At 36.6% G+C, this 19564-nt stretch carries 21 protein-coding genes; 5 read left to right on the top strand and 16 right to left on the bottom strand.

Going from position 1 to position 19564, the window contains the following annotated elements; genetic code table 11:
• Positions 1-565 precede the first annotated feature (565 nt).
• The 4 genes from KD050_RS15695 to ytxJ form a co-directional block, all read right to left on the bottom strand.
• The gene (locus KD050_RS15695; protein WP_211893271.1) at positions 566-2059 is read right to left on the bottom strand and encodes a class I adenylate-forming enzyme family protein; all 1494 of its coding nucleotides are present in this window, start codon (positions 2057-2059) and stop codon (positions 566-568) included.
• 316 nt (positions 2060-2375) lie between these two features.
• Positions 2376-4127: a mechanosensitive ion channel gene (locus KD050_RS15690; protein WP_211893270.1), complete on the bottom strand. Its 1752-nt coding sequence runs from the start codon at positions 4125-4127 to the stop codon at positions 2376-2378.
• A 129-nt stretch (positions 4128-4256) separates the two neighbouring features.
• The gene (locus KD050_RS15685) at positions 4257-5075 is read right to left on the bottom strand and encodes an STAS domain-containing protein (RefSeq protein WP_211893269.1); all 819 of its coding nucleotides are present in this window, start codon (positions 5073-5075) and stop codon (positions 4257-4259) included.
• Positions 5076-5098: 23 nt separating this feature from the next.
• Positions 5099-5431 (bottom strand): bacillithiol system redox-active protein YtxJ, encoded by a 333-nt coding sequence (ytxJ, locus tag KD050_RS15680; protein WP_211893268.1) that lies wholly within the window; start codon positions 5429-5431, stop codon positions 5099-5101.
• Positions 5432-5628: 197 nt separating this feature from the next.
• Here ytxJ and KD050_RS15675 point away from each other — a divergent pair, with 197 nt between their 5' ends.
• Entirely contained in the window at positions 5629-6123 is a 495-nt protein-coding gene (locus KD050_RS15675) for a YusW family protein (protein WP_211893267.1), read from the top strand.
• A 58-nt stretch (positions 6124-6181) separates the two neighbouring features.
• Here KD050_RS15675 and KD050_RS15670 read toward each other — a convergent pair whose 3' ends face one another.
• Both KD050_RS15670 and KD050_RS15665 read right to left on the bottom strand, forming a co-directional pair.
• A complete protein-coding gene (locus KD050_RS15670) occupies positions 6182-6646 on the bottom strand; it encodes a divergent PAP2 family protein (protein ID WP_211893266.1) in 465 nt (154 codons plus the stop codon).
• A gap of 89 nt (positions 6647-6735) precedes the next feature.
• Complete coding sequence (locus tag KD050_RS15665; RefSeq protein WP_211893265.1) at positions 6736-7392, bottom strand: Dph6-related ATP pyrophosphatase; 657 nt, start codon at positions 7390-7392, stop codon at positions 6736-6738.
• Positions 7393-7510: 118 nt separating this feature from the next.
• Here KD050_RS15665 and KD050_RS15660 point away from each other — a divergent pair, with 118 nt between their 5' ends.
• Positions 7511-7846: a DUF5658 family protein gene (locus KD050_RS15660; RefSeq protein ID WP_211893264.1), complete on the top strand. Its 336-nt coding sequence runs from the start codon at positions 7511-7513 to the stop codon at positions 7844-7846.
• 167 nt (positions 7847-8013) lie between these two features.
• Here KD050_RS15660 and KD050_RS15655 read toward each other — a convergent pair whose 3' ends face one another.
• The 4 genes from KD050_RS15655 to KD050_RS15640 all read right to left on the bottom strand — a co-directional run bounded on the left by KD050_RS15655 (position 8014) and on the right by KD050_RS15640 (position 11844).
• Positions 8014-9045, bottom strand: a complete 1032-nt coding sequence (locus KD050_RS15655; protein WP_211893263.1) for a M23 family metallopeptidase — start codon at positions 9043-9045, stop codon at positions 8014-8016.
• 134 nt (positions 9046-9179) lie between these two features.
• Entirely contained in the window at positions 9180-9896 is a 717-nt protein-coding gene (locus KD050_RS15650) for a gamma-glutamyl-gamma-aminobutyrate hydrolase family protein (RefSeq protein WP_211893262.1), read from the bottom strand.
• Positions 9897-10012: 116 nt separating this feature from the next.
• Positions 10013-10906, bottom strand: a complete 894-nt coding sequence (locus KD050_RS15645) for an NAD-dependent epimerase/dehydratase family protein (RefSeq protein WP_211893261.1) — start codon at positions 10904-10906, stop codon at positions 10013-10015.
• A 458-nt stretch (positions 10907-11364) separates the two neighbouring features.
• Entirely contained in the window at positions 11365-11844 is a 480-nt protein-coding gene (locus tag KD050_RS15640) for a metal-dependent hydrolase (RefSeq protein WP_211893260.1), read from the bottom strand.
• Positions 11845-12046: 202 nt separating this feature from the next.
• Here KD050_RS15640 and KD050_RS15635 point away from each other — a divergent pair, with 202 nt between their 5' ends.
• Positions 12047-12454 (top strand): hypothetical protein, encoded by a 408-nt coding sequence (locus tag KD050_RS15635; protein ID WP_370627094.1) that lies wholly within the window; start codon positions 12047-12049, stop codon positions 12452-12454.
• Positions 12455-12547: 93 nt separating this feature from the next.
• On the opposite strand, the gene KD050_RS15630 is transcribed toward KD050_RS15635, so the two are convergent.
• Entirely contained in the window at positions 12548-13210 is a 663-nt protein-coding gene (locus KD050_RS15630) for a ribonuclease H family protein (protein WP_211893258.1), read from the bottom strand.
• Between the two features lie 332 nt (positions 13211-13542).
• Complete coding sequence (locus KD050_RS15625; RefSeq protein ID WP_235754000.1) at positions 13543-14418, bottom strand: helix-turn-helix domain-containing protein; 876 nt, start codon at positions 14416-14418, stop codon at positions 13543-13545.
• 48 nt (positions 14419-14466) lie between these two features.
• Here KD050_RS15625 and KD050_RS21410 point away from each other — a divergent pair, with 48 nt between their 5' ends.
• Both KD050_RS21410 and KD050_RS15620 read left to right on the top strand, forming a co-directional pair.
• Positions 14467-14592 (top strand): hypothetical protein, encoded by a 126-nt coding sequence (locus KD050_RS21410; protein ID WP_255553312.1) that lies wholly within the window; start codon positions 14467-14469, stop codon positions 14590-14592.
• 75 nt (positions 14593-14667) lie between these two features.
• The gene (locus KD050_RS15620; protein WP_211893256.1) at positions 14668-15606 is read left to right on the top strand and encodes a putative bifunctional diguanylate cyclase/phosphodiesterase; all 939 of its coding nucleotides are present in this window, start codon (positions 14668-14670) and stop codon (positions 15604-15606) included.
• Between the two features lie 298 nt (positions 15607-15904).
• On the opposite strand, the gene KD050_RS15615 is transcribed toward KD050_RS15620, so the two are convergent.
• The 4 genes from KD050_RS15615 to KD050_RS15600 all read right to left on the bottom strand — a co-directional run bounded on the left by KD050_RS15615 (position 15905) and on the right by KD050_RS15600 (position 19542).
• Positions 15905-16855: a formylglycine-generating enzyme family protein gene (locus KD050_RS15615; protein WP_211893255.1), complete on the bottom strand. Its 951-nt coding sequence runs from the start codon at positions 16853-16855 to the stop codon at positions 15905-15907.
• Positions 16856-16881: 26 nt separating this feature from the next.
• Positions 16882-17421 (bottom strand): chromate transporter, encoded by a 540-nt coding sequence (locus tag KD050_RS15610; protein WP_211893254.1) that lies wholly within the window; start codon positions 17419-17421, stop codon positions 16882-16884.
• A 10-nt stretch (positions 17422-17431) separates the two neighbouring features.
• The gene (locus tag KD050_RS15605) at positions 17432-18025 is read right to left on the bottom strand and encodes a chromate transporter (protein ID WP_211893253.1); all 594 of its coding nucleotides are present in this window, start codon (positions 18023-18025) and stop codon (positions 17432-17434) included.
• 119 nt (positions 18026-18144) lie between these two features.
• A complete protein-coding gene (locus KD050_RS15600) occupies positions 18145-19542 on the bottom strand; it encodes a sulfatase family protein (RefSeq protein WP_211893252.1) in 1398 nt (465 codons plus the stop codon).
• Positions 19543-19564: the final 22 nt, after the last annotated feature.

The raw sequence follows: 19564 nt of genomic DNA, 5'->3' as shown, positions 1-19564 counted from the left end.
ATACCACTACATATTCTTATAGTCAAAATTCCTACAAAAACACAAAAAATTTAGTAGCCCTATAAACTCATAGACTTTTGTCACGTAAACTAACTACTAAATTTATATAACATTTTTTTGTTTTTAATTTTGGACAAAAATAGAATATTTAAGCGCAAAAATACCAAATAAAAATTTATTGATTACTTTTTACTCATTTTTTCAATATTAAGCAACAAAAATACTTCGATATAAAGATACTCAAAACTACGATTTTTTCCATTACTAACCAATTGAAATTCTTTTAGTCTTATTGAATTGAATTGAATTAATTTCATGAAAGTCGAACAACTTTGATTTCTTCTTCATGCCGACGCTTTTCACTCCAATTAACATTATCGACTTTTTAAATAATAAATAAAAATTGTGATATCACATAAACATTCGAATTTTTAATGAAATTGACACAATTACTCAAAATTAATTTTTCGAATAAATATTATTTAAGTTGATCCATTTCTCGGCTTTAGACAATATAAAAAGCATTCTATTCAAATGACTAAAATAGAATGCTAATTTATCCAATTTAATTGCGCAGTATAGTCTTTAGCACTTTACCACTTGCATTGCGTGGTAAACTATCGATGAATTCCACTTCTACTGGCAGCTTATATTTTGCCAATTTTTTTGAGCATATCGTCATAACATCTTCTTCTTTTAGTTCCTTGCCTTCCTTCAGTACAAGATACGCTTTTGGGACCTCTCCATATATCTCGTGGGGAATACCAATTACTGCTGCTTCAAGTACTTGTGGTATTTCATAAAGAACTTCTTCCACTTCTACTGGGAATACATTTTCCCCGCCGCGATTTATCATGTCTTTTTTTCGATCTACAATATATAACAGTCCATCCTCATCCATTCGTCCCAAGTCGCCACTATATAACCAACCATTTCTAATCGCCTGTTTCGTAGCTTCATCATTTTTCAAATATCCCTTCATTAACTGCGGACCCTTTATGACAATTTCTCCGACTTGACCAGGAAGAAGAGGTTTTCCCTGCTCATCGACAACTTGAACCTGTGTTCCTGGAACCGGTTCGCCTACAGAACCTACTTTATCAAGCGCATAATGATCCTTTAACGTTGTTGCCGCTGGGGAGTTTTCTGTTTGGCCATATATATTCTGGACTTTCACTTCCGGGAACATTGCTTTTATTTTACGGATTAACTCAAATGGCATAGGTGATGCACCATAAGTAAATAATCTTAAATTAGATAAGTCGAGCGTTTCCATTTTAGAGCTATTCAATAAAATACTATACATTGCTGGTACACCAAAGAATACGGTGATTTTTTCTTGTTCCAATGTTTGCATCGTTTGTTCTGGAGAAAATCCTTCTTCAATAACGACAGTTCCACCAGCATAAATAACTGGAATACTAAATACATGACTTGCTGCACAATGAAAAAGGGGAGCTACAATTTGCATGCGATCATCTGAATTTAGTTCAAGAGCCTCACCATAAAGTTTTGCCGTTGCTCGAACATTTGCTGCTGATAGCATAACTCCTTTTGACTTACCCGTCGTACCAGATGTATAAAATATAACTGTCGTTATATTTTCATCCACCTTTACTTCTTTAAAGCACAAACTTTCATCATTTAATACGGTTTGTAGCGTATCTTCTTCTCCTACATACAAAATATCTTTGAAACTGTTCATTGTTTCTGGAATATCGTCTAATATCGATTGTAAACGAGCATCATATATTAAAGTCTTTGCCTCTGAATGGGTAAATATATAATTAACTTCTGCTGCAGTTAACTTTGTATTAATCGGTAGGATAGTAAATCCACCCAGCTGACAGGCATAATAACATGTCAAAAAGTAATCCGAGTTTATCAAATATACTGCTATAATATCTTCTTGCTTATACCCCTTCGATTGATAATATCCGGCAAGTCGTTTAGCCTGCTCGAATAATTCTTCGTAGCTTGTCTCCCTACCTTTAAAAGAAGTAATAATTTTCGTTGGTTGTTCCTTTGCTAAATATGCCAATCTCTCTGATACTAACATTCTATTCCCCCTTTTTCACTTTGGAGCGCAGAATATTCAGAAGTAAAAGAATATTTACACTTTAATGATATTATACATAATTACTAGAGAAATCATAACTAAATAAATGGGATGAAAGATCGAATGTTTGACAAAAATTAGAATCGGTCGAATAAGCTAAAAATCGGTCGTTAACTACTTAGAATCGGATGAATATGTCATTTTATCGGTTGAAAATCATGGAGAATCGGTCGAATAAGATAGATAATCGGTCGATTACAGCGAGCTCTCCCCCTCAAAAAAACTCCAGCGAGGTTATTTCTCGCTGGAGCCTTTTTTATTGTTCATCTTTTCTTTCGTCCATTGATGGTAAGTCTTCAAACGGGTGAAGATCATCCGTCGATGGGATATTATAGCCCGTGCTCAGTGAATCTTCCTCATGGGCAGGATTTACTTCATTTACATCAGCTTCCTGAATTGGGCTCACCTCGTCCATGTGAGGGCTTGTTCCTTTTAAGCTTTGTTCTGCTTTTTTAGGATCTTGAAAGTTCTCTTTAAATGATTCTTTCATTGACTCTTTTTCCTGTTGATATTTTTCTTTTGATACTTCTGCGTCATCTAAGCTTTTTTCCATCTTCGTCAAATATTTTGCAGCATGCTCACGGCCTCCAAGTCCAAATGCAAGTCCGAACGCCAATGCTACCCCACCCAAGATAAGGATGAATGCCGCATTTATAATAGAAGCAGCAATACCTAATTGATCTAATGCCATGAAAAATGCAAATGCTAAAATAGCATATTTCGCTACATAACGAAGGAAATGTGGTGTACCTGATGAATGCGTCATCACGTTTCCAACCACTTTTTCTACTAAATTAGCTAACCAGAATCCTACTGCTAGAATGATAATCGCTGCAATTACTGATGGCAAGTAAGCAAAGATACCTGTCGCCAACGTTACCATAAAGTCTAGCTCTAATAATTGAAGTGCTTCCACTACGAATAACAAGATAATAACAACTTGAACAATCGTCCCTATTAAAGTTGCAAACGATGGAGCTGCTCCACTAGCAGATTTGAATCCCATTTTTCCAAATATTGAATTCACACCTAATTTTTCTAGCAAAGAGACAACAACATCCTTAACCCATTTAGCAGCAATAATGCCCACTAACACTAGTACAATTGCTACGAAAATCTTCGGCAACATAGTCATAACATCATTTAACATTGCTATTGCCGGTCCTGAAATACCCTCTAAATCTAAAATTTCTAGTGCTGTAATCGATACTGGAATCATGATTAATATAAATGCAATGATTCCTACAATTTTTGATAAACTAGTACCCTCAACAAAAGAAGATAGTTTCCATTTATCTGCTAAACGGTCCACTCCTGCTGATTGTAATAACTTCTCTAGTAAATTACGAACTAGTTTCGCAGCAAACCAACCAATCGCAAATACGATTGCCGCTGAGATTAACTTCGGTATAAAGCTAAAGAAGCTTGCGAGCATTCCTTCAAATGGTCCACTTAATCCGTCAATTCCTAATGCATTCAACACTGCTGGAATGAACAAAAGGAATATTAAATAGTAAGCAACTTTCGCTGCATTATCTGTCCACTTAGCTTGGTGTTCTGGTTTTGCGTCGAATCCTGCCTTCTCTGAGTATTTATTTAAATTGAGCTTCGAACCAGCTATTTGAATACCTTTTTTCACAGCCGTAGCTAAAACCCATGCAAATAATAATATTAAAGCGGCTTTCAATACGTTCAGGAAAGCTCCAGTTAATCCCGAATACATCGAAACAAATGGTGTTGCCATCGTATTCAAATTCAAAATATTAAAGAATAGAACTAGTGCCAAAATCAAAATAATAACAAATACAACCTTACTAATAATCTTCTCTACGGTCCATTTGGACTTCGTGTTTCCTAATCGTTCATTCACCCGAAACTTCCTCAATAACTTGTGGGTAGCGTTTTCCAATACTTTCGCAACGATAAATCCAATTACAAGTACAAGTATTGCAACGATTAACTCGGGTAAATAAGATAATGTATCATTCCAATAATAGCGATCTAGCATGCTCTCTCCTCCTTCTATTCAACTTTATTCATGTTGTTCACATAATTTAGTTACCCTCCATGTAGTAAAATTAAACAGGAATACAAAAAAAATCCAACGCCTCAACTAGAGGATTGGATTAACTAAATTCTATGATTTTAAACTGTCAATGGCCTGTTTAACACTTCCATATGTATTAAAAGAAGTAAAGTCAATTCCTGCTTTTACCACTGTCATCGATAAATTAGGGCGAATACCAGAGAATAAAACATGAATACCTAATAATCCAAGCACATTGTGAATTGTGAATATATGCTGAGCTATTTCCGTATCAATTGCTAAAATTCCGCTGAAGTCAATAATCAGATGGTCAACCTTTAAACTTGGTATGGTAGGGACTACATAATTTAACAAATGCTGCACACGAGTATAATCAATTGCACCTATTAACGGTAAAACTGCTACACCGTCTTGAATAGGGACAATCGGTGCGGATAACTCATTTATTTCTCGTTGATGATCCTTCATTAATTTATCTCGATAAATTTCATAAGCTTGAATAGTTTCTGACATACTTATATCCATTAAATAACAGAATCTATTATTTACTTTCACAACATCCTCTGTCGATAACTCATGCTCGATCGATATTTGAGATATTTTTTGTAAAAATAACAATCTATTAACTGCATATGGCTTAATAACAGTAGAAAATTGACGAAACACCCTCGCTTCTTCTTCACCGTTCTGTTTACTCCACTCCTTCAGCACTTCCTCTGCTGACTCTTTAGAATCTTGTAGGGATTCAGCCAGCAATACCAAAAACTGTACATTTTTTTGAATGGCATGTTCAAGCTCTTCCTGCGTTAAGTTAATACTCAAATTGTCCAGTGCTGTATCCGTAATATCCCGTATAATCGCCTCTGCATTATTCACTAAATAATCACTTACTTTTTGTATAGGTTCCATTCCTTCGCTCCAATCCCCATTCTTTATAAAGATGCTGTTACCTTATCTAACTCCTTTTTTGTAATTTTCCAGTGCGATGCATTCCACTTAGCTTTCCCATTCACTATTAAAAATGCTTGAGGAGATTCATGTTGAATTCCAAGGTCAATTGATATTTCATTGGATACAGGACGGTGCTCTATAACCTTCACCAAATAACAATCCATCGGTTTTTCAAACGCACTGAATTCTCCGTACGCATGAGCACTTACTGGACAGGTTGTACTATGTTTGAACACCACTACTGGTTTTTCACTTGACTGCTTCAAAACTTCCTTCCACTGATCCACAGACGTAATTTCCGTATAATTCACCATTCAATCATCCTCCTATTTATGATAACCTTAACACTCTTTTACCCACACTTCCCTAAACCTAATCCTCTTTTCACAAACAGCTTTTATTGATTCTGACTATTGTAAATATATACTAAACCAAACACGCTTGTTTAATCAAGAATGTTTTAGGTTATTAATATACTAAAGGTTTTAACGCCTCGAAAGGAGTAAACAACATGAAAACTACAAAATATAAAATACTCAGCTCTACATTATTAACTTCTGCACTAATTCTAGGAGCATGCGGTGGCAACAATAATGACGAACCAGAAGAAAATGTGCCCAACGGTACTGTCGTAAACCCAGAAGAGGATAATACAGTAGATGAGACATTCACAGATGAGAATCCCGAAAATGAATATGGATTCACCAACTTCGACCTGCACATCGATACATCCGATAACACGGATTCTGTAGTGGCTCAGTACAATGTCGAAACAGAGGAAGCAGTATATATTAATATGCATGCCGCCTCTAGTTTAAAAGGTGATGCTGCCTATGCACTTCTTCAACCAATTTTCGTAGAACTGCAGCCCATGAAGGATATGAGTGATGAAGAAGTAATCCAAAGAGTAGCGTCGGCATTCGAAGTAGATGAGTACACAAAGTTTGATTTAAAAATCGAGTATGAAGATGGAAAGACTAAAACTTATACCGACGAAAATCAATAAAACACAACACAAAGCCAAGTTAGATGTCCTATCTAACTTGGCTTTAAATAAGAATGGATCAGTCTTCCAATTTAGCGCATAATACTCCAAAAGCAGTTCCTAATAGTGCACCAGCCATTACTTCTATCGGTTGATGGCCAAGAAGTTCCTTTAATTCGCCTTCTCGTTGAACGTATTCAAAGCTAGGAAAATTTCCAGAAAGTGCTACAATATTATCTTCCAAGTCATTTACTAATTGTGCAATTTCACCTGTATGTCTACGAATTCCCTGTGCGTCATACATAACAATTGCCCCGAAAACAACTGCTAAGGCAGTTTCTGTATGACGAGTTCCTTTATTTGCAGCAACGTACGAAGCCAATGCTGCGACACCCGCAGAGTGAGAGCTTGGCATTCCACCCGTTGTAAATGCCTGCTTCAAATCCCAATCGCCCGTTAGCTTTTTATGTGTTAATACCTTTAAGCCTTGCGCTAGCCCAATTGCCGAAAGTGCAGTTATAATTCCTCTATTCATTTTCGTCATTTGTATTCTCCACCATTTCAAAATTTATGTATTTTCTTTTTTACGATACCCTTTTACAGTATTAATAATCAAAATGAACTAAACTTTTTTCATGCAATAGATACCGGTGAGAAAACATAGTCACCTCTTACGATAGCATGTCCAATTTTTACAGGAACCCTTTTTGAAAAAATTGGACCGTCCACTACAACCGTATGAAATTCTCCATTTTCTCCGCAAGCATCGATTTCTAGGGCTTCTAATTCTACTATTAATTCTTTTGAAAACTTTCTCCCAATAAATTCGGCAGGCATCATCGTTGTATTCACAACTACAATCCATGCCTCAAAGCCTACGTCTAACAACTCCTCAATAATCTTGAGTCGAGGCTCCTTCCATAACGGATGCACCGCAACGATATTCGATTTTGCACAGGTATTTTGTACCCATTCTAAGTGACCCTCAAGATCAATATCTCCAAATACACCATGCGTAATCCCTTCCGCATCACATTCGTCCATTGCCTCTATAAATTGTCCCTCATAGGAATTCCAGCTTGCTTCCTTTATTGATAATGGCACTCCTAAATGTTTTGCCTGAGCTGTCACAACTTCAAGGGGTAGTGCATGGGATTTAGAAATCTCTCCTTCCTCTTCAAACATGGTCAGTAACTTTTTCGGTCTCATTCCCATTTTCATTGCCCGATAATAGGCCATTGCAGAATCCTTCCCACCACTCCAAGAACATACAAATGGAATATCTCTCAATTTTGGCACATCCTTTCCTTACCTAGTTCTATTGTAATCTATTTTTTTGTAAATCAAGAATAGAATCTGCCCCTTCCATCACATACTAATAGAAAACTTGAAAGGAGTTCACTTTCTTTTGCTATCTATTTCTTTCACATTGCCTCGAAATAAGCTAATCAAAATGGGGATTATCCTATTAATACTTGCCACTCTCGATGCTCTATTTACTGATTTTGGCATTCAGAATCATCATATTACAGAAGCTAATCCGATTATGCGTAGTATATATGAAGCTAACGTCACAGGCTTTTATATTATAAAAATCGCTCTTCCTGTTTTATTAATCGGTATTGTGTCTAAAATAGAATCGAGACCATTTATATTGATCTTGTTAAATGTAGCAATTTTCCTCTATGTAATCGTTCTGATACTTCACTTTTTTTGGCTAACTCTTGCATTAATCCCACATTAACGGGCAGGCCGATTTAAGTCGCCACGTCCTGTGGCAACATCGGCACTAGTACATCCTGTACGTCGTAAGACTCCTATCAAGGCTTGACCCAAGTAACAAAGTATAAGTGGGAGATAAAGACCCCCCATTGATTGAAGTTTCACTTTTTTTGTATGTAAATCCAGCAACTAACTTGCTGCTGGATTCTTTTTAGCACTCTTTTCCTGCTGCTCCCAACGCTTTAATAATGGAAAAGGGTCGTAAGCCCATTCTGTCCGACCGTTAAATTTATACATTCCGTAGTGCAGATGTGGCGGGAATTTTCCCGAGGTTCCCTGGCGACCATAACCCGAACTACCAACGTAGCCGATGACGGTTCCTGGTTCCAAAAAATCACCTTCTTTTAACTCCTTCGTATAACCTGATAAATGGGCGTAGTAGTGATAGGTATTATTAACATCACGAATTCCTACGCGCCAACCACCGTAATCGTTCCAGCCCTTTGTCTCGACAATGCCATAAGTTGTCGACTTCACCGGTACACCATAGGAAGCGAACAAATCGGTCCCTTCATGCATACGTCGCCCACCCCAGCCGCGTCTGTCACCCCAAGTACTACGGTAACTGTAATTATGCTGTAGTGCCAGTGGAAATGCACGTCCATCAAGGTCCACCGTATTATAATGCTTATATATTTTAGCATTCGTCATGATCTGCTTAACCGCTTCATCCCGAGCGTAATATTCCTTCAGAGTTTTTTCAAAATCCTCTTCTGTTACGATGCGTTCATTCAAATAATTAGTTAGCGTGAACATTACGTCATCATCTTGTTTAAGATCAGCGAAACCATCATTATTTCCATCAAGTCCTCTACCATCAAAGAAAGTGATTGAGGTGCTATTCCGATCATCCCTTATCGGATTCAATAAACCAACCCAAAAGTCAGCTGAAAATTGAAACGCCACAACTCCATCTCGTTTTGGAAGATCACTTCGAACCTCTTGCAAATTTCGTTCGTATTGGTCAATTGCTGCCAAGTAATACCACGGTAGCATCTCACTCGAATATTTTACATAGTAATCCATGCGCATTTCCAAAGTCTGTTCCCGGGTCGGTTTCTCCTCCGCTGCCGAAACACTAGTTGAGATCAAAAAAGAAAGCACAAAAACAGAACATCCTCGCCTCAGCCAGCTTATCAAAGCCAATACCTCCTTATTCATGATGCAAATAGCTTGCCCCAGAAAAAATATTTCATGAATTACATTTTTATATTAAAAAAGAGAATAATAAAAACGACTGCTCTAAAAACAGTCGTCTTAAAAATTCACTACAATCATTTAAAATCAGCAAAAGTTTACGCTGTATAACCTTTTGTCTTACACGCATTTATAAACGCCTCAAATATCGCGAGCGAACTAGCATCACGTTTACTTATTAGGCTCTCGGGATGCCACTGAACACCCATAACAAATGAATGCTCTGTGCTTTCAAAGGATTCTATTACGCCATCACTTGCAATACCGCTTACGATAAAACCAACTGGCATATTTCGCAGCGCTTGATGATGATAGCTATTCACCTTAAATTTATCCACCCCAACAATTTTGCGTAACAATGATCCTTCTGTCACTTCTATAAAATGAGAGCCATGCCAATTTGGAGCCTGCTGATCATGCTGTAATAATAGCCCATCTTTTTGCGAATAAATATCCTGATACATATCCCCACCCATCGCAATACTCATAATCTGGACACCACGACAAATCCCTAGAATTGGCTTATTCAACTCCAACATCTTTTGAATAAGTGCCACTTCAAACAGATCTCGCTCTGGCACAATATTACCCAATCCCGGTAGTGGCTCTTCACCAAACAAGGTCGGGTCAATATCCCCACCACCAGTTAATAATAGACCATCAATTGTCGCTGCAATCTCTTCAATTCCATCTCCAACTAAATTTGGCAGCACAATCGGAATTCCTCCGAACTGTGTGATTGCATGTACATTACTCATCGGAACTGACAACAAATCCTCTTTTATATTTGACGAAACCCCAATAATAGCTCTCAACTTTGAACAATCCCCCTAAAACTACCTATTTATATAGTAAGTATATGCTTTCCTAAGAGAGCATAATTTCAACCTAGTAAATTGGACTAATGCAACTAATCGTTGTGTATTCAAGCCTATTTTTCATTCATTTTAGCTAATGCATCACTTATTAGCCCTGGCAAATACTCCTTCAAATTTTCGAATTCATATCCATGTGCCTTTGCTTTTTCATTGCTGATCAGCCAAGTCTCTGAAATATTGTATGGTGATCCGCTCTCTTTCTCCGTCGTGGCAACCACTTTCGCAGACTTCCCAACTTTTTCTTCTATATATTCAAGCAACTCTCCCATTTTTACATGTCCATTGGATGTCGCATTAATTGGCCCCTCAAAATCAGATTGACCAATCCATGCTAAGAAATCGCCAGCCTCCTCCTCTGATATAAAATCCATAGCGGCATCTAAGTTGACGAAATGCACATCCTCTTGATCTCTTACTTTTCGAATATAATAATTTAGTCTTTCTGTATAATCATTAAGTCCAATTACGATTGGAAACCTTACTGCTACGACTGGAAAAGATGAGCGTTGGAAAAATGCTGCTTCAGCTTGTCTTTTACCCTCACCATAGGAAAAGTTTTCCTTTGGTCCTACATTTAACTTGTATTCAAATGGATTGAAATCCTCTTCAGTAAATCCTTTATCTCCACCAGCTTGTTCATAGACAGATTTAGAAGATGTAAATACATACTTTTTCGTTTTCCCAGTAAACACGTCTATTGAATCTATTGCTTCCTGAGAGGAATAGCATATTTGATCAAATACGATATCCCATTCCGTATCTACAAAATTCTTTTGCATATCGCCTACATCTAACCTGTCGACCTTTACTCGACTCACTTTGTCTCTAAACGGATCCACCAGATTCCCTCGTGAGGCAATTGTTACATCAAATCCCTGTTTCAATAAAGACTCCACTAGCTGCACCCCAAAAAATCTAGTACCACCTAACACCAATGCTTTTTTCATAATTACATCCCCCTTAATCATTCATCTTCCCTAACTATCCCATTTCTATTACTATATCGTCAATTATATAATGCAATTTTCTGATCATTATCACAACTTAAATGTGTACATACTTAATCTCGGATTCTATAATGATAGTTTACTATTATAAGGTAATTTTATTCTGCCGGTTGTTATACGAGAAAGATTGGTGCTTATACAAGAGCGTTACTATCGCTAAATTTATTTCTCAATCAGAGTTAACTCTTGTCTTTGAACACGTTACTTGCGTTCGGAGGACATTTACTTGCACTTTTCTGCTAAATACTAGCTCTCATTCACTGGTTACTTGCTTTCCAAAGCCATTAACTTGCGAAACGGATAAAAATTCCAAACTCTACTTAGAGTGTTCAGAATTATTGATTGTTGAAAAATAGGTTTCCTAAACCAAAAAGCCACTCATAAGAGTGGCTTTTTGGTTATAAATAATTCCCGAATACGCCGTAGCCAAAGTAGACGGTAAGTAATGATAAAACTGCGAATACTAGATACTCTACTGTGCCGCCAGTTCTTGTTGTAATGGGAAATCGCACGGTTACCTTTAAGGGATATAGTAATTTTATGCCGTTTTTTGTTGCCATATCTAAGACATAATGACTCGCCATACCAACGAGAATACCCATAACAATAGATTCGTTGTCGACAAACGACGTCAAAAGAATGGCCATCAAAACTAAAAATAGTAAACTATGAGTGAACGATCGATGTCCAAAAAGTGTGTTGATCACCTTTGATAGTACTTTAAATCTGCGACCAATTTTACTGCCTCCATGGCAAATGTCCGGTATGATTGCTCCAATAACTCCGGCACCAACTAATAGAACAGGTTCATAATTTGAAACTTGGGCAAAAGCAAGACTTGCTGCTAGACCGCCAATGATGTGAGTGTTTCCTGTCATGCTTTATTCTCCTTTTTCTTGTATGTAGACAATTATTTTACACTATTTCTAGTGTGAAAGTTATCGGGCATTTGTACTGCTCATGTGTTCTGTTACTGATATTCCTTCTAGATGTATATGGGTAATTAAACAATCAATAAAAATGACAGATAAAAAATGATTGATGAAGAATAGATGTGGGTATAGATATATAAAGGGAGTGATGATTGTGGCAAACGGAAATAAAAGATCTATGATAATAGGGGCAGCTACCGCACTTGCAGCAGTATATTTCACAAATAAAAACAATAAAGCACAATTAAAAACAGCAGTAAAAAATTCTAAAACGAAGATTGATTCTATGGTGGCTTCTAAAAATACAAAACCAAGTCAAATGACAAAGACGGGCTACTCCGACCCAAATGATCCAGATGATAATCGTATGGTCGAAGAGGGTGCCATGACAAGCGTTCAATATTATAATGAAAATGTACAAGATGTTAAATCAAAAACAGAGGCAAAACAAGCATTTCCTAAATCTCAACAAAAGAAATTACCGAAAAAAGAAGAATCGTTACATGAAGACAACAACGATTCACCAGCAAAACAACAAAATACAGCACACGTATAAAAGCTACGTATGATTCAACATAGCAAACACCAGTGTCCCTTGTGGATACTGGTGTTTGCTATATGTAGTTAGGAAACTCAGTGGAAAATAAAGCTAATCCACTACCAATTCAATGACAGCCTGAATCTCAATACCATTTAAAGCCTGTGTAGCTAAACGGTCTGCTTCCCCATTCATCTTCCTTGGTACTAACTCATACTCCGCTTGAATTCCAAGACTCAATAGCTTCTCTTCAATTCGGTCTGCCCAACCAGTCAAATCTCTTTCGATTACTGGCCACTCGCCGTTTAAATGATTGATAACTACCTGTGAATCACCTATAAAACGAACAGGCAAATGATGAACACCAAGCAAATCCAATTCCTGTAACCCTAAATGCATCGCAGCATATTCCGCCTCATTATTCGATTCCAAACCTGTCGCGGGGGCATTTCGTCTCAATCTATATGCCTTGCCATTCTGTTCATAATAAATGACACAGCCAAGCCCAGAACTTTTCGTTTCACGGTCATATCCCCCATCAAAATATACCGTCACATTATGTGGCTCCGTCTCAATGCCTTTCAAATATCCCTTCAATTCCTTCACTGTCCACGAACTATCGAACCGATCAACAAATGTCACCTGCTTTAGTCGCCCTGTACGATCCATATCTTCCGCAAACAACAGCGCCTGCGCAGCTGGCACCTCCTCTGAAAAGAACTCCATCTCTGCTCCCCTCGGCGTTTTGTACACCCACTCCATCCGCACCTTCATCTCGAATACCTCCTTATGTAGCATTAGTATCTCCATTGTATATCAATTTATGACGCTTCTACGCGATCACATATTTCTCTTTAGTATAAAAATAGCAGTCGAAATTTTTTCGACCGCTTAAGAAAATATCCATTTATGCATATGTTAAAGATTTTTTATTAAATATCTAGTATATTTGAAATGCAAAAAGAAATTAATACACTTTTATTTAAGTATTTCGTACCCTTCTAAAATACTCATAGAGTCTTAGGAAGTTGAAATACTTAATACAAAATTGGAGGAACATACTCTATCAATAGATGTTAAAAGAAAATGCTAGCAAGACACCCAGTCTAATCTAAGTATTGCTTTTTATTCTGTTTAATCGCTTGAATATAGAATGGAAGCTCTTGAAATTCAAAGATGAATAGAGCTTGTCTGTATACTTCTCTAATTTCTGCAACTGGAGCAACTTTCTTTTCTAAACATTGACCCTTGTAATAGAGGAATTGCCCAGTAAAAAAGAAAAAGGATGTCTCTTTAGCCTTTTGAATACCAAGGTTCGCGGTTTCTAAAGCTACGTCGATGTCATTAATATCATACAGTATTTTACACTTATTAAATAATACAATTATAAGTGTTTCATAAATTTTATAATCATTATAATTTTTATGGATATGTTCCTTTAATATTTTATTATAGTGATACAAACATTTATAACTTTCACCTTTATCTCCGTATATATTTGCAATTGAATTATTTATTTTAATATGAAGGAAACGGAACTGAATGGTAGTTTGATTAGAAAAATTTAATATTCTTTTCAGACTAACTATACATTCATCAGGTTCAATCAGTTTTAAAGAATAGTTTGAAGTTAGTAATATGTATTCTAAATATAAGTTCAACCAAACATTATCTTCATCAAGTTTATTACTGTTAATAATAGAAATTACCTTTTTATAATTATGCTCTTTTAAATGAAACTCAATATCTTTTATAAGTTTTTCACTTTCTAAAACATTTTTATGAAATAGCATCTCAATAAAATACTCGACTGGGACTTGTAGCTTTAAGGCTATCTTCAATAAAGTATCTATTGCTGGATAAACTTCTCCCGCCTCTATTCGACTAATCGTCGACTGTGTACAAATATCTTTTGCGAGCTCCTTTTGGGAAAATCCCAGTTCAGCTCTCATTTTACTTATTTCAATGCCTAAGTATTTCATTTCCAACAGAATCACCCCATATTATATAAAAAAAGGACGGTAAAAAACATGAAAAAATTATCTATTATTCTATTAATCGTATTAGCAGTAGCATTATTTCCAAATGTAAGTAACGAAACTGCTTTATCAGCAAAAGGTCCAGTTACTACATTAGATCTACCATTCGTACATTAATTCAATCAAAATCCAATAAAATTATACCATTAATTTTATTGGATTTTCTTAAAAATACTTTATAAGGAGAAAACCATGCAGACAAAAGCAAAACTTGCAGTTCATCAACCTTTATTATTTAAGCATAGCTCAGATCTAAAAAATAATCATCAAAAAAATATCATTATTGAATCAAACAGCATAGAAGGAACTGATCGAAATCAAGTATTTGCATCTTCCCTGACTGCACTGGAATTGGACCTTGTATATGCAATAGATCGAAATCAGTTTGAGTTGTATTACCAACCTAAAGTGGATGCGAAGAAGGACTTAATCATTGGAGCCGAGGCACTTATTAGATGGAATCACCCGAAATTAGGGTTAATCCTACCTATGGATTTTATTCCGTTGGCAGAAAAGATTGGTTTTATAAATAAGATTGGAAAATGGGTTAAAAAAACGGCATGTGCGCAAAACAAAGCATGGCAGGAAGCTAACTTACCAGCTATTCCAGTTTCTATCAATCTATCAGCTTCTCGCTTCATGGAGAAAGATTTAGTCATCAGTATACAGGAAACACTGGAAGAAACTCAGCTTGAAGCACAATACTTAGAAATTGAAATTACCGAAACTTCTATTTTGAAGAACGAGGAAATTGTTTTCTCTGTATTAGATGAGCTAAAAAATTTAGGGATTAAAATAGCGTTAGACGATTTTGGTACTGGGTACTCTTCTTTATCCCATTTGCACCATTTTAACGGGAAAATTGACATACTTAAAATTGATCGTTCTTTTATAAAGGATTTAAGTATTGCTACACAAGAGGATGCAAATTTCATCGTACATATGATCATACAGTTATCGAATCAATTAAAAATGGATGTAATCGCAGAAGGAGTCGAAACATTGGAGCAATTAGAGGTTCTACAAAACTATAATTGCAATACGGTACAAGGCTATCTGTACTCCAAACCATTGCCTGCAAATCAGTTTGCCGATTTATTGAAAAAACAGAGGATAGATCCTATACGTTGAAAAAGGCTCCCTAGTTAGTAGGAAACCTTTAATTTTTAGAGATCTATAGATTTATCTACTTTTTAGTTTTCCTTACAGTTGGAATCCTTACTAAAGCTCCTCTGTTTTCATCTTGAAGTAATCATAATTGAGCTCAATACGTTCCCAACATAAATAAAGTTTTAATCTTTACTATATCCCCAAGTTTTGTCACTGCTTCGATTAATCTACTGATATTCTTGCCACCATTAATTGTTATATTAATATCCTATAATATTACAATTACTTTGATACTTAAAAGAGTTCTTCAATTAATAGTTTAAACATCCCTTACACATCTAAATCCAATATTGCCAGTAGAACTATCTGGTGTATTTGAACTACGTGCAGCGACTCTATAACGATTACAATAAGAATGGTGACACAGATAAGAACCTCCTCGCATCACTTTTGAAGTCTGCTTATAAGATTCCGCTAAATCTATTTGACTTTCTGGATGATTGATAAACAAGTCCGAGCACCATTCCCATACATTTCCTGCAACATTATATAAACCAAATCCATTGGATGGGAAAGACTGGGCTGGCGCAGTCCCTAGATAACCGTCCTCATTAGTATTTTCAAATGGAAATGTTCCTTGCCAAATATTACAGTAATGCTTGCCATTCGGAGTTAACTCGTCTCCCCATGCGTATTTCTTTTGTTCCAGTCCACCACGTGCTGCAAATTCCCATTCTGCTTCTGTTGGTAAGCGTTTGCCAGCCCAGTCACAGAAGGCCTTTGCATCATTCCAGGATACTTGAATAACAGGATGATCCAAACGATTATCAATTGTAGAACCAGGTCCTTCTGGTTGGTACCAGTAGGCTCCTTCGACAACTAACCACCACGGAGTTCCTGGTACCTGCTGTAATGTTTTAGCTACGTCTTTTGGTATAAAGTGATAAAAAACAAATGACCAGCCAAATTGCTCTGCCTCCGTTTGATAGCCTGTTTCCTTAACAAATTGCTTAAACTCTATATTCGTCACCGTATGACGATCTATGTAAAAAGGAGAAACAGTAATCCTTCTAGCGGGTCCTTCTCCATCCTCTGGGGATCCTTCATGGTCGTTTGTTCCCATCATAAATTCGCCACCAGACAAATAGACCATTTTCTCTTTGAATTTGATTTCCTTATCTAGTTTTACCTTAATTTGTACCGTATTCTCCTTGATTTGATTTGATAGATTAGTTCTATTCACTGAGCAACAAGTAGTTTCTTTCTTCATCTTTTCATCCCCTACACGTTAAACTTTTAACTAAATAATATAATTCCACAAATTCCAGACAACAAAATTGTTAAAATTGGATGCATCTTTAGTTTAATAACTGCAAATAAAGATAGCCCAAAAATTGCTACTAAGCTAAACGTATACCAGGACAACTCCCCAACTACATCGTTTGAAATGGCAAATTGAATTGCAGAATAAGCGATGAGTCCTGTTATAATTGGTCGCAGTCCATAAAATGCAAACTTTACATAATTATTTTCGTGAAATTGGAAAAAGAACTTAGCAGCTATCAAAATAATGAGTAATGACGGTAAAACCATTCCTGCCGTTGAAATAATAGCACCAGGTAAACCAGCAGTATGATAGCCTACAAAAATGGCACAATTAGTAGCTATAGGGCCAGGAGACATACCAGCTATTGCAATTACATCTGTAAACTGTTGCGTTGTCATCCAACCATGAACTGTAACCTCGGATTCAATAACTGGAATCATTGCATATCCCCCACCAAAAGAGACGAATCCAATCATTAAAAAGGTCATAAACAATTCCAACAATAGCATGAAGAACCCCCTATTCTATTTGCTCTGACTCCTTTTCTAATTTCGTCATGATTCCAAAGTATTTTTTTATATATAAAGCAACCAGACCTGTAAGAATCCCTCCCAAAATCATAATTACAGGATGCACTTGAAGAACATATAAAACAATAACTGACACTAGAGCTATTAACCCTGTTGTTTTATCGTATATTGATGTTAATCCAACTTTATAAGCGGCATAAGTAATAATAGCCACAACTGCAGCACGTATTCCGGCAAAAGCCGATTCTATATAGTGATTATCTTGTACATGTAAATATAAAACACTTAATAATATCACGATCCAAAACGTTGGTAACAATACTCCAAGCATCGCTGCCACTGCCCCTCTTAAGCCAGCAAGTCGGTATCCAACAAAAATAGCAGAGTTGATAGCAATTGCACCAGGTACAGATTGGGCAATGGCAAAAACCTCTGTCACCTCTTTAACAGTAATCCATCCCTTTTTCAGTACAACTTCCCGTTCAATCAGGGGGATCATAGCATATCCACCACCAAAAGTTACAGGACCAATTTTTAAGAAAGAAAAGAAAATTTCCCTAATAAGCCTCCAGTCAGTTTCCATAACTTATAACATTGCTCCTCTCTTCCTGAGAGCTAATAATGCCCTCCAACAATGTAAGGACTACTAAAAAAAAGAGTAGTTAAATGCATTGATGAAAGGCATATATATTAGTTATTCACTTATTCTTCATCACCAACACGTTGTTTAAAGCTATACAATTCTTTCTTTAACGTTTGAACCGTTTCTGCATAATTAGGATCGTGGTATATATTATTCATCTCATATGGGTCGTTCTCTAAATCGAATAATTCCCATTCAGGAGTTCTTGGATCGTCAATTGCATCTGCACAACCTAATGCTTCTCCGTAATAATAAATAAGTTTATATTGATGAGTTCTAAGACCATAGTGGGCGCCCACTTGATGCTCTACACTCAAATGTTCCCAATAACGATAATACATTGAAGTCTGCCAATCCTCTGGCGTGCGCTCTTCCAGAACTGGACGAAGACTTCTCCCCTGCATAAATTCAGGAATTTCTATACCCGCATAATCTAAAAATGTTTCGGCAAAATCGACATTTGTTGCAAAGTCTCTCGTAGTAGTACCAGCTTTAATAGCGCGTGGATAGCGAATGATAAATGGCATTCTAAGTGATTCTTCATACATAAATCGCTTATCATACCAGCCGTGATCACCAAGGAAAAAGCCCTGGTCTGATGTGTAAACCACAATCGTATCATCAGCAATACCTTCTGAATCCAAATAATCTAGTAATCTCCCTACATTATCATCAATGGAAGCAATGCATCTTAAATAATCCTTTATGTAACGCTGATAGTACCAGCTCTTCAACTGCTCCGGAGTTAAATCCTCAGGGGGTTCTGCCTTAACATCACGAGTGACTAAATCACGGTCAACTCTCATCTTCGCTTCCTTGGCAGCAGATGCCTTGCCAGAATAATCATCATGAAAAGTTAACGGTTCTGGAATATCCACATCCTCATATAAATGAGCATGCTTTTTATCTGGATCCCAAGGACGATGAGGTGCTTTATGATGACACATTAGCATGAATGGTCTATCTTTATCTCGTTTTTCCATCCAATCAATTGATAAATCTGTCACTAAATCAGTGGCATAGCCTTGAACTGTCTTTTCTTCTCCCATTTCAATCATCGTTGGATCATGATACACTCCTTGACCAGGGAAAATATTCCAATAGTCAAAATCCGCAGGGTCATGATTTTCTCCATGTCCTAGGTGCCACTTACCAACTAGAGCTGTTTGATAATCATTGTCTCGTAAAATCTTTTGAACAGTTGGTTGACGGCTATCAAATTGGTCACCAAGTGTTTTAACCCCATTTTTATGATTATATAGTCCAGTTAAAATAGTAGCTCGACTTGGTGCGCAAATAGAATTGGTACAAAAACAATTATCGAAGCGCATACCTTCATCTGCAATTCTATCTAAATTCGGGGTTTCATTTATTCTGCTACCATAACAGCTCATTGCATGCGCGGCATGATCATCACTCATGATAAAAATGACATTAGGTTGCTTGTTTTGTTCCATTAGTAATTCCACTCCTTTTTAC

The sequence above is a fragment of the Psychrobacillus sp. INOP01 genome (genome assembly GCF_018140925.1).
Lineage (GTDB): Bacteria > Bacillota > Bacilli > Bacillales_A > Planococcaceae > Psychrobacillus.
Note: the sequence above shows the minus strand (reverse complement) of the source record. Positions and strands in the feature narration are given on the sequence as shown.

What these genes read in the sequence shown, in the direction of transcription:
- KD050_RS15690 (WP_211893270.1), bottom strand. Translation starts at nt 4,127, where the DNA reads ATGCTAGATCGCTATTATTGGAATGATACATTATCTTATTTACCCGAG.
- KD050_RS15600 (WP_211893252.1), bottom strand. Translation starts at nt 19,542, where the DNA reads ATGGAACAAAACAAGCAACCTAATGTCATTTTTATCATGAGTGATGAT.
- KD050_RS15635 (WP_370627094.1), top strand. Translation starts at nt 12,047, where the DNA reads ATGATTGTGGCAAACGGAAATAAAAGATCTATGATAATAGGGGCAGCT.
- KD050_RS15655 (WP_211893263.1), bottom strand. Translation starts at nt 9,045, where the DNA reads ATGAATAAGGAGGTATTGGCTTTGATAAGCTGGCTGAGGCGAGGATGT.
- ytxJ (WP_211893268.1), bottom strand. Translation starts at nt 5,431, where the DNA reads ATGGTGAATTATACGGAAATTACGTCTGTGGATCAGTGGAAGGAAGTT.
- KD050_RS15695 (WP_211893271.1), bottom strand. Translation starts at nt 2,059, where the DNA reads ATGTTAGTATCAGAGAGATTGGCATATTTAGCAAAGGAACAACCAACG.
- KD050_RS15685 (WP_211893269.1), bottom strand. Translation starts at nt 5,075, where the DNA reads ATGGAACCTATACAAAAAGTAAGTGATTATTTAGTGAATAATGCAGAG.
- KD050_RS15630 (WP_211893258.1), bottom strand. Translation starts at nt 13,210, where the DNA reads ATGAAGGTGCGGATGGAGTGGGTGTACAAAACGCCGAGGGGAGCAGAG.
- KD050_RS21410 (WP_255553312.1), top strand. Translation starts at nt 14,467, where the DNA reads ATGAAAAAATTATCTATTATTCTATTAATCGTATTAGCAGTAGCATTA.
- KD050_RS15670 (WP_211893266.1), bottom strand. Translation starts at nt 6,646, where the DNA reads ATGACGAAAATGAATAGAGGAATTATAACTGCACTTTCGGCAATTGGG.
- KD050_RS15605 (WP_211893253.1), bottom strand. Translation starts at nt 18,025, where the DNA reads ATGGAAACTGACTGGAGGCTTATTAGGGAAATTTTCTTTTCTTTCTTA.
- KD050_RS15625 (WP_235754000.1), bottom strand. Translation starts at nt 14,418, where the DNA reads ATGAAATACTTAGGCATTGAAATAAGTAAAATGAGAGCTGAACTGGGA.
- KD050_RS15645 (WP_211893261.1), bottom strand. Translation starts at nt 10,906, where the DNA reads ATGAAAAAAGCATTGGTGTTAGGTGGTACTAGATTTTTTGGGGTGCAG.
- KD050_RS15675 (WP_211893267.1), top strand. Translation starts at nt 5,629, where the DNA reads ATGAAAACTACAAAATATAAAATACTCAGCTCTACATTATTAACTTCT.
- KD050_RS15640 (WP_211893260.1), bottom strand. Translation starts at nt 11,844, where the DNA reads ATGACAGGAAACACTCACATCATTGGCGGTCTAGCAGCAAGTCTTGCT.
- KD050_RS15610 (WP_211893254.1), bottom strand. Translation starts at nt 17,421, where the DNA reads ATGCTATTGTTGGAATTGTTTATGACCTTTTTAATGATTGGATTCGTC.
- KD050_RS15620 (WP_211893256.1), top strand. Translation starts at nt 14,668, where the DNA reads ATGCAGACAAAAGCAAAACTTGCAGTTCATCAACCTTTATTATTTAAG.
- KD050_RS15615 (WP_211893255.1), bottom strand. Translation starts at nt 16,855, where the DNA reads ATGAAGAAAGAAACTACTTGTTGCTCAGTGAATAGAACTAATCTATCA.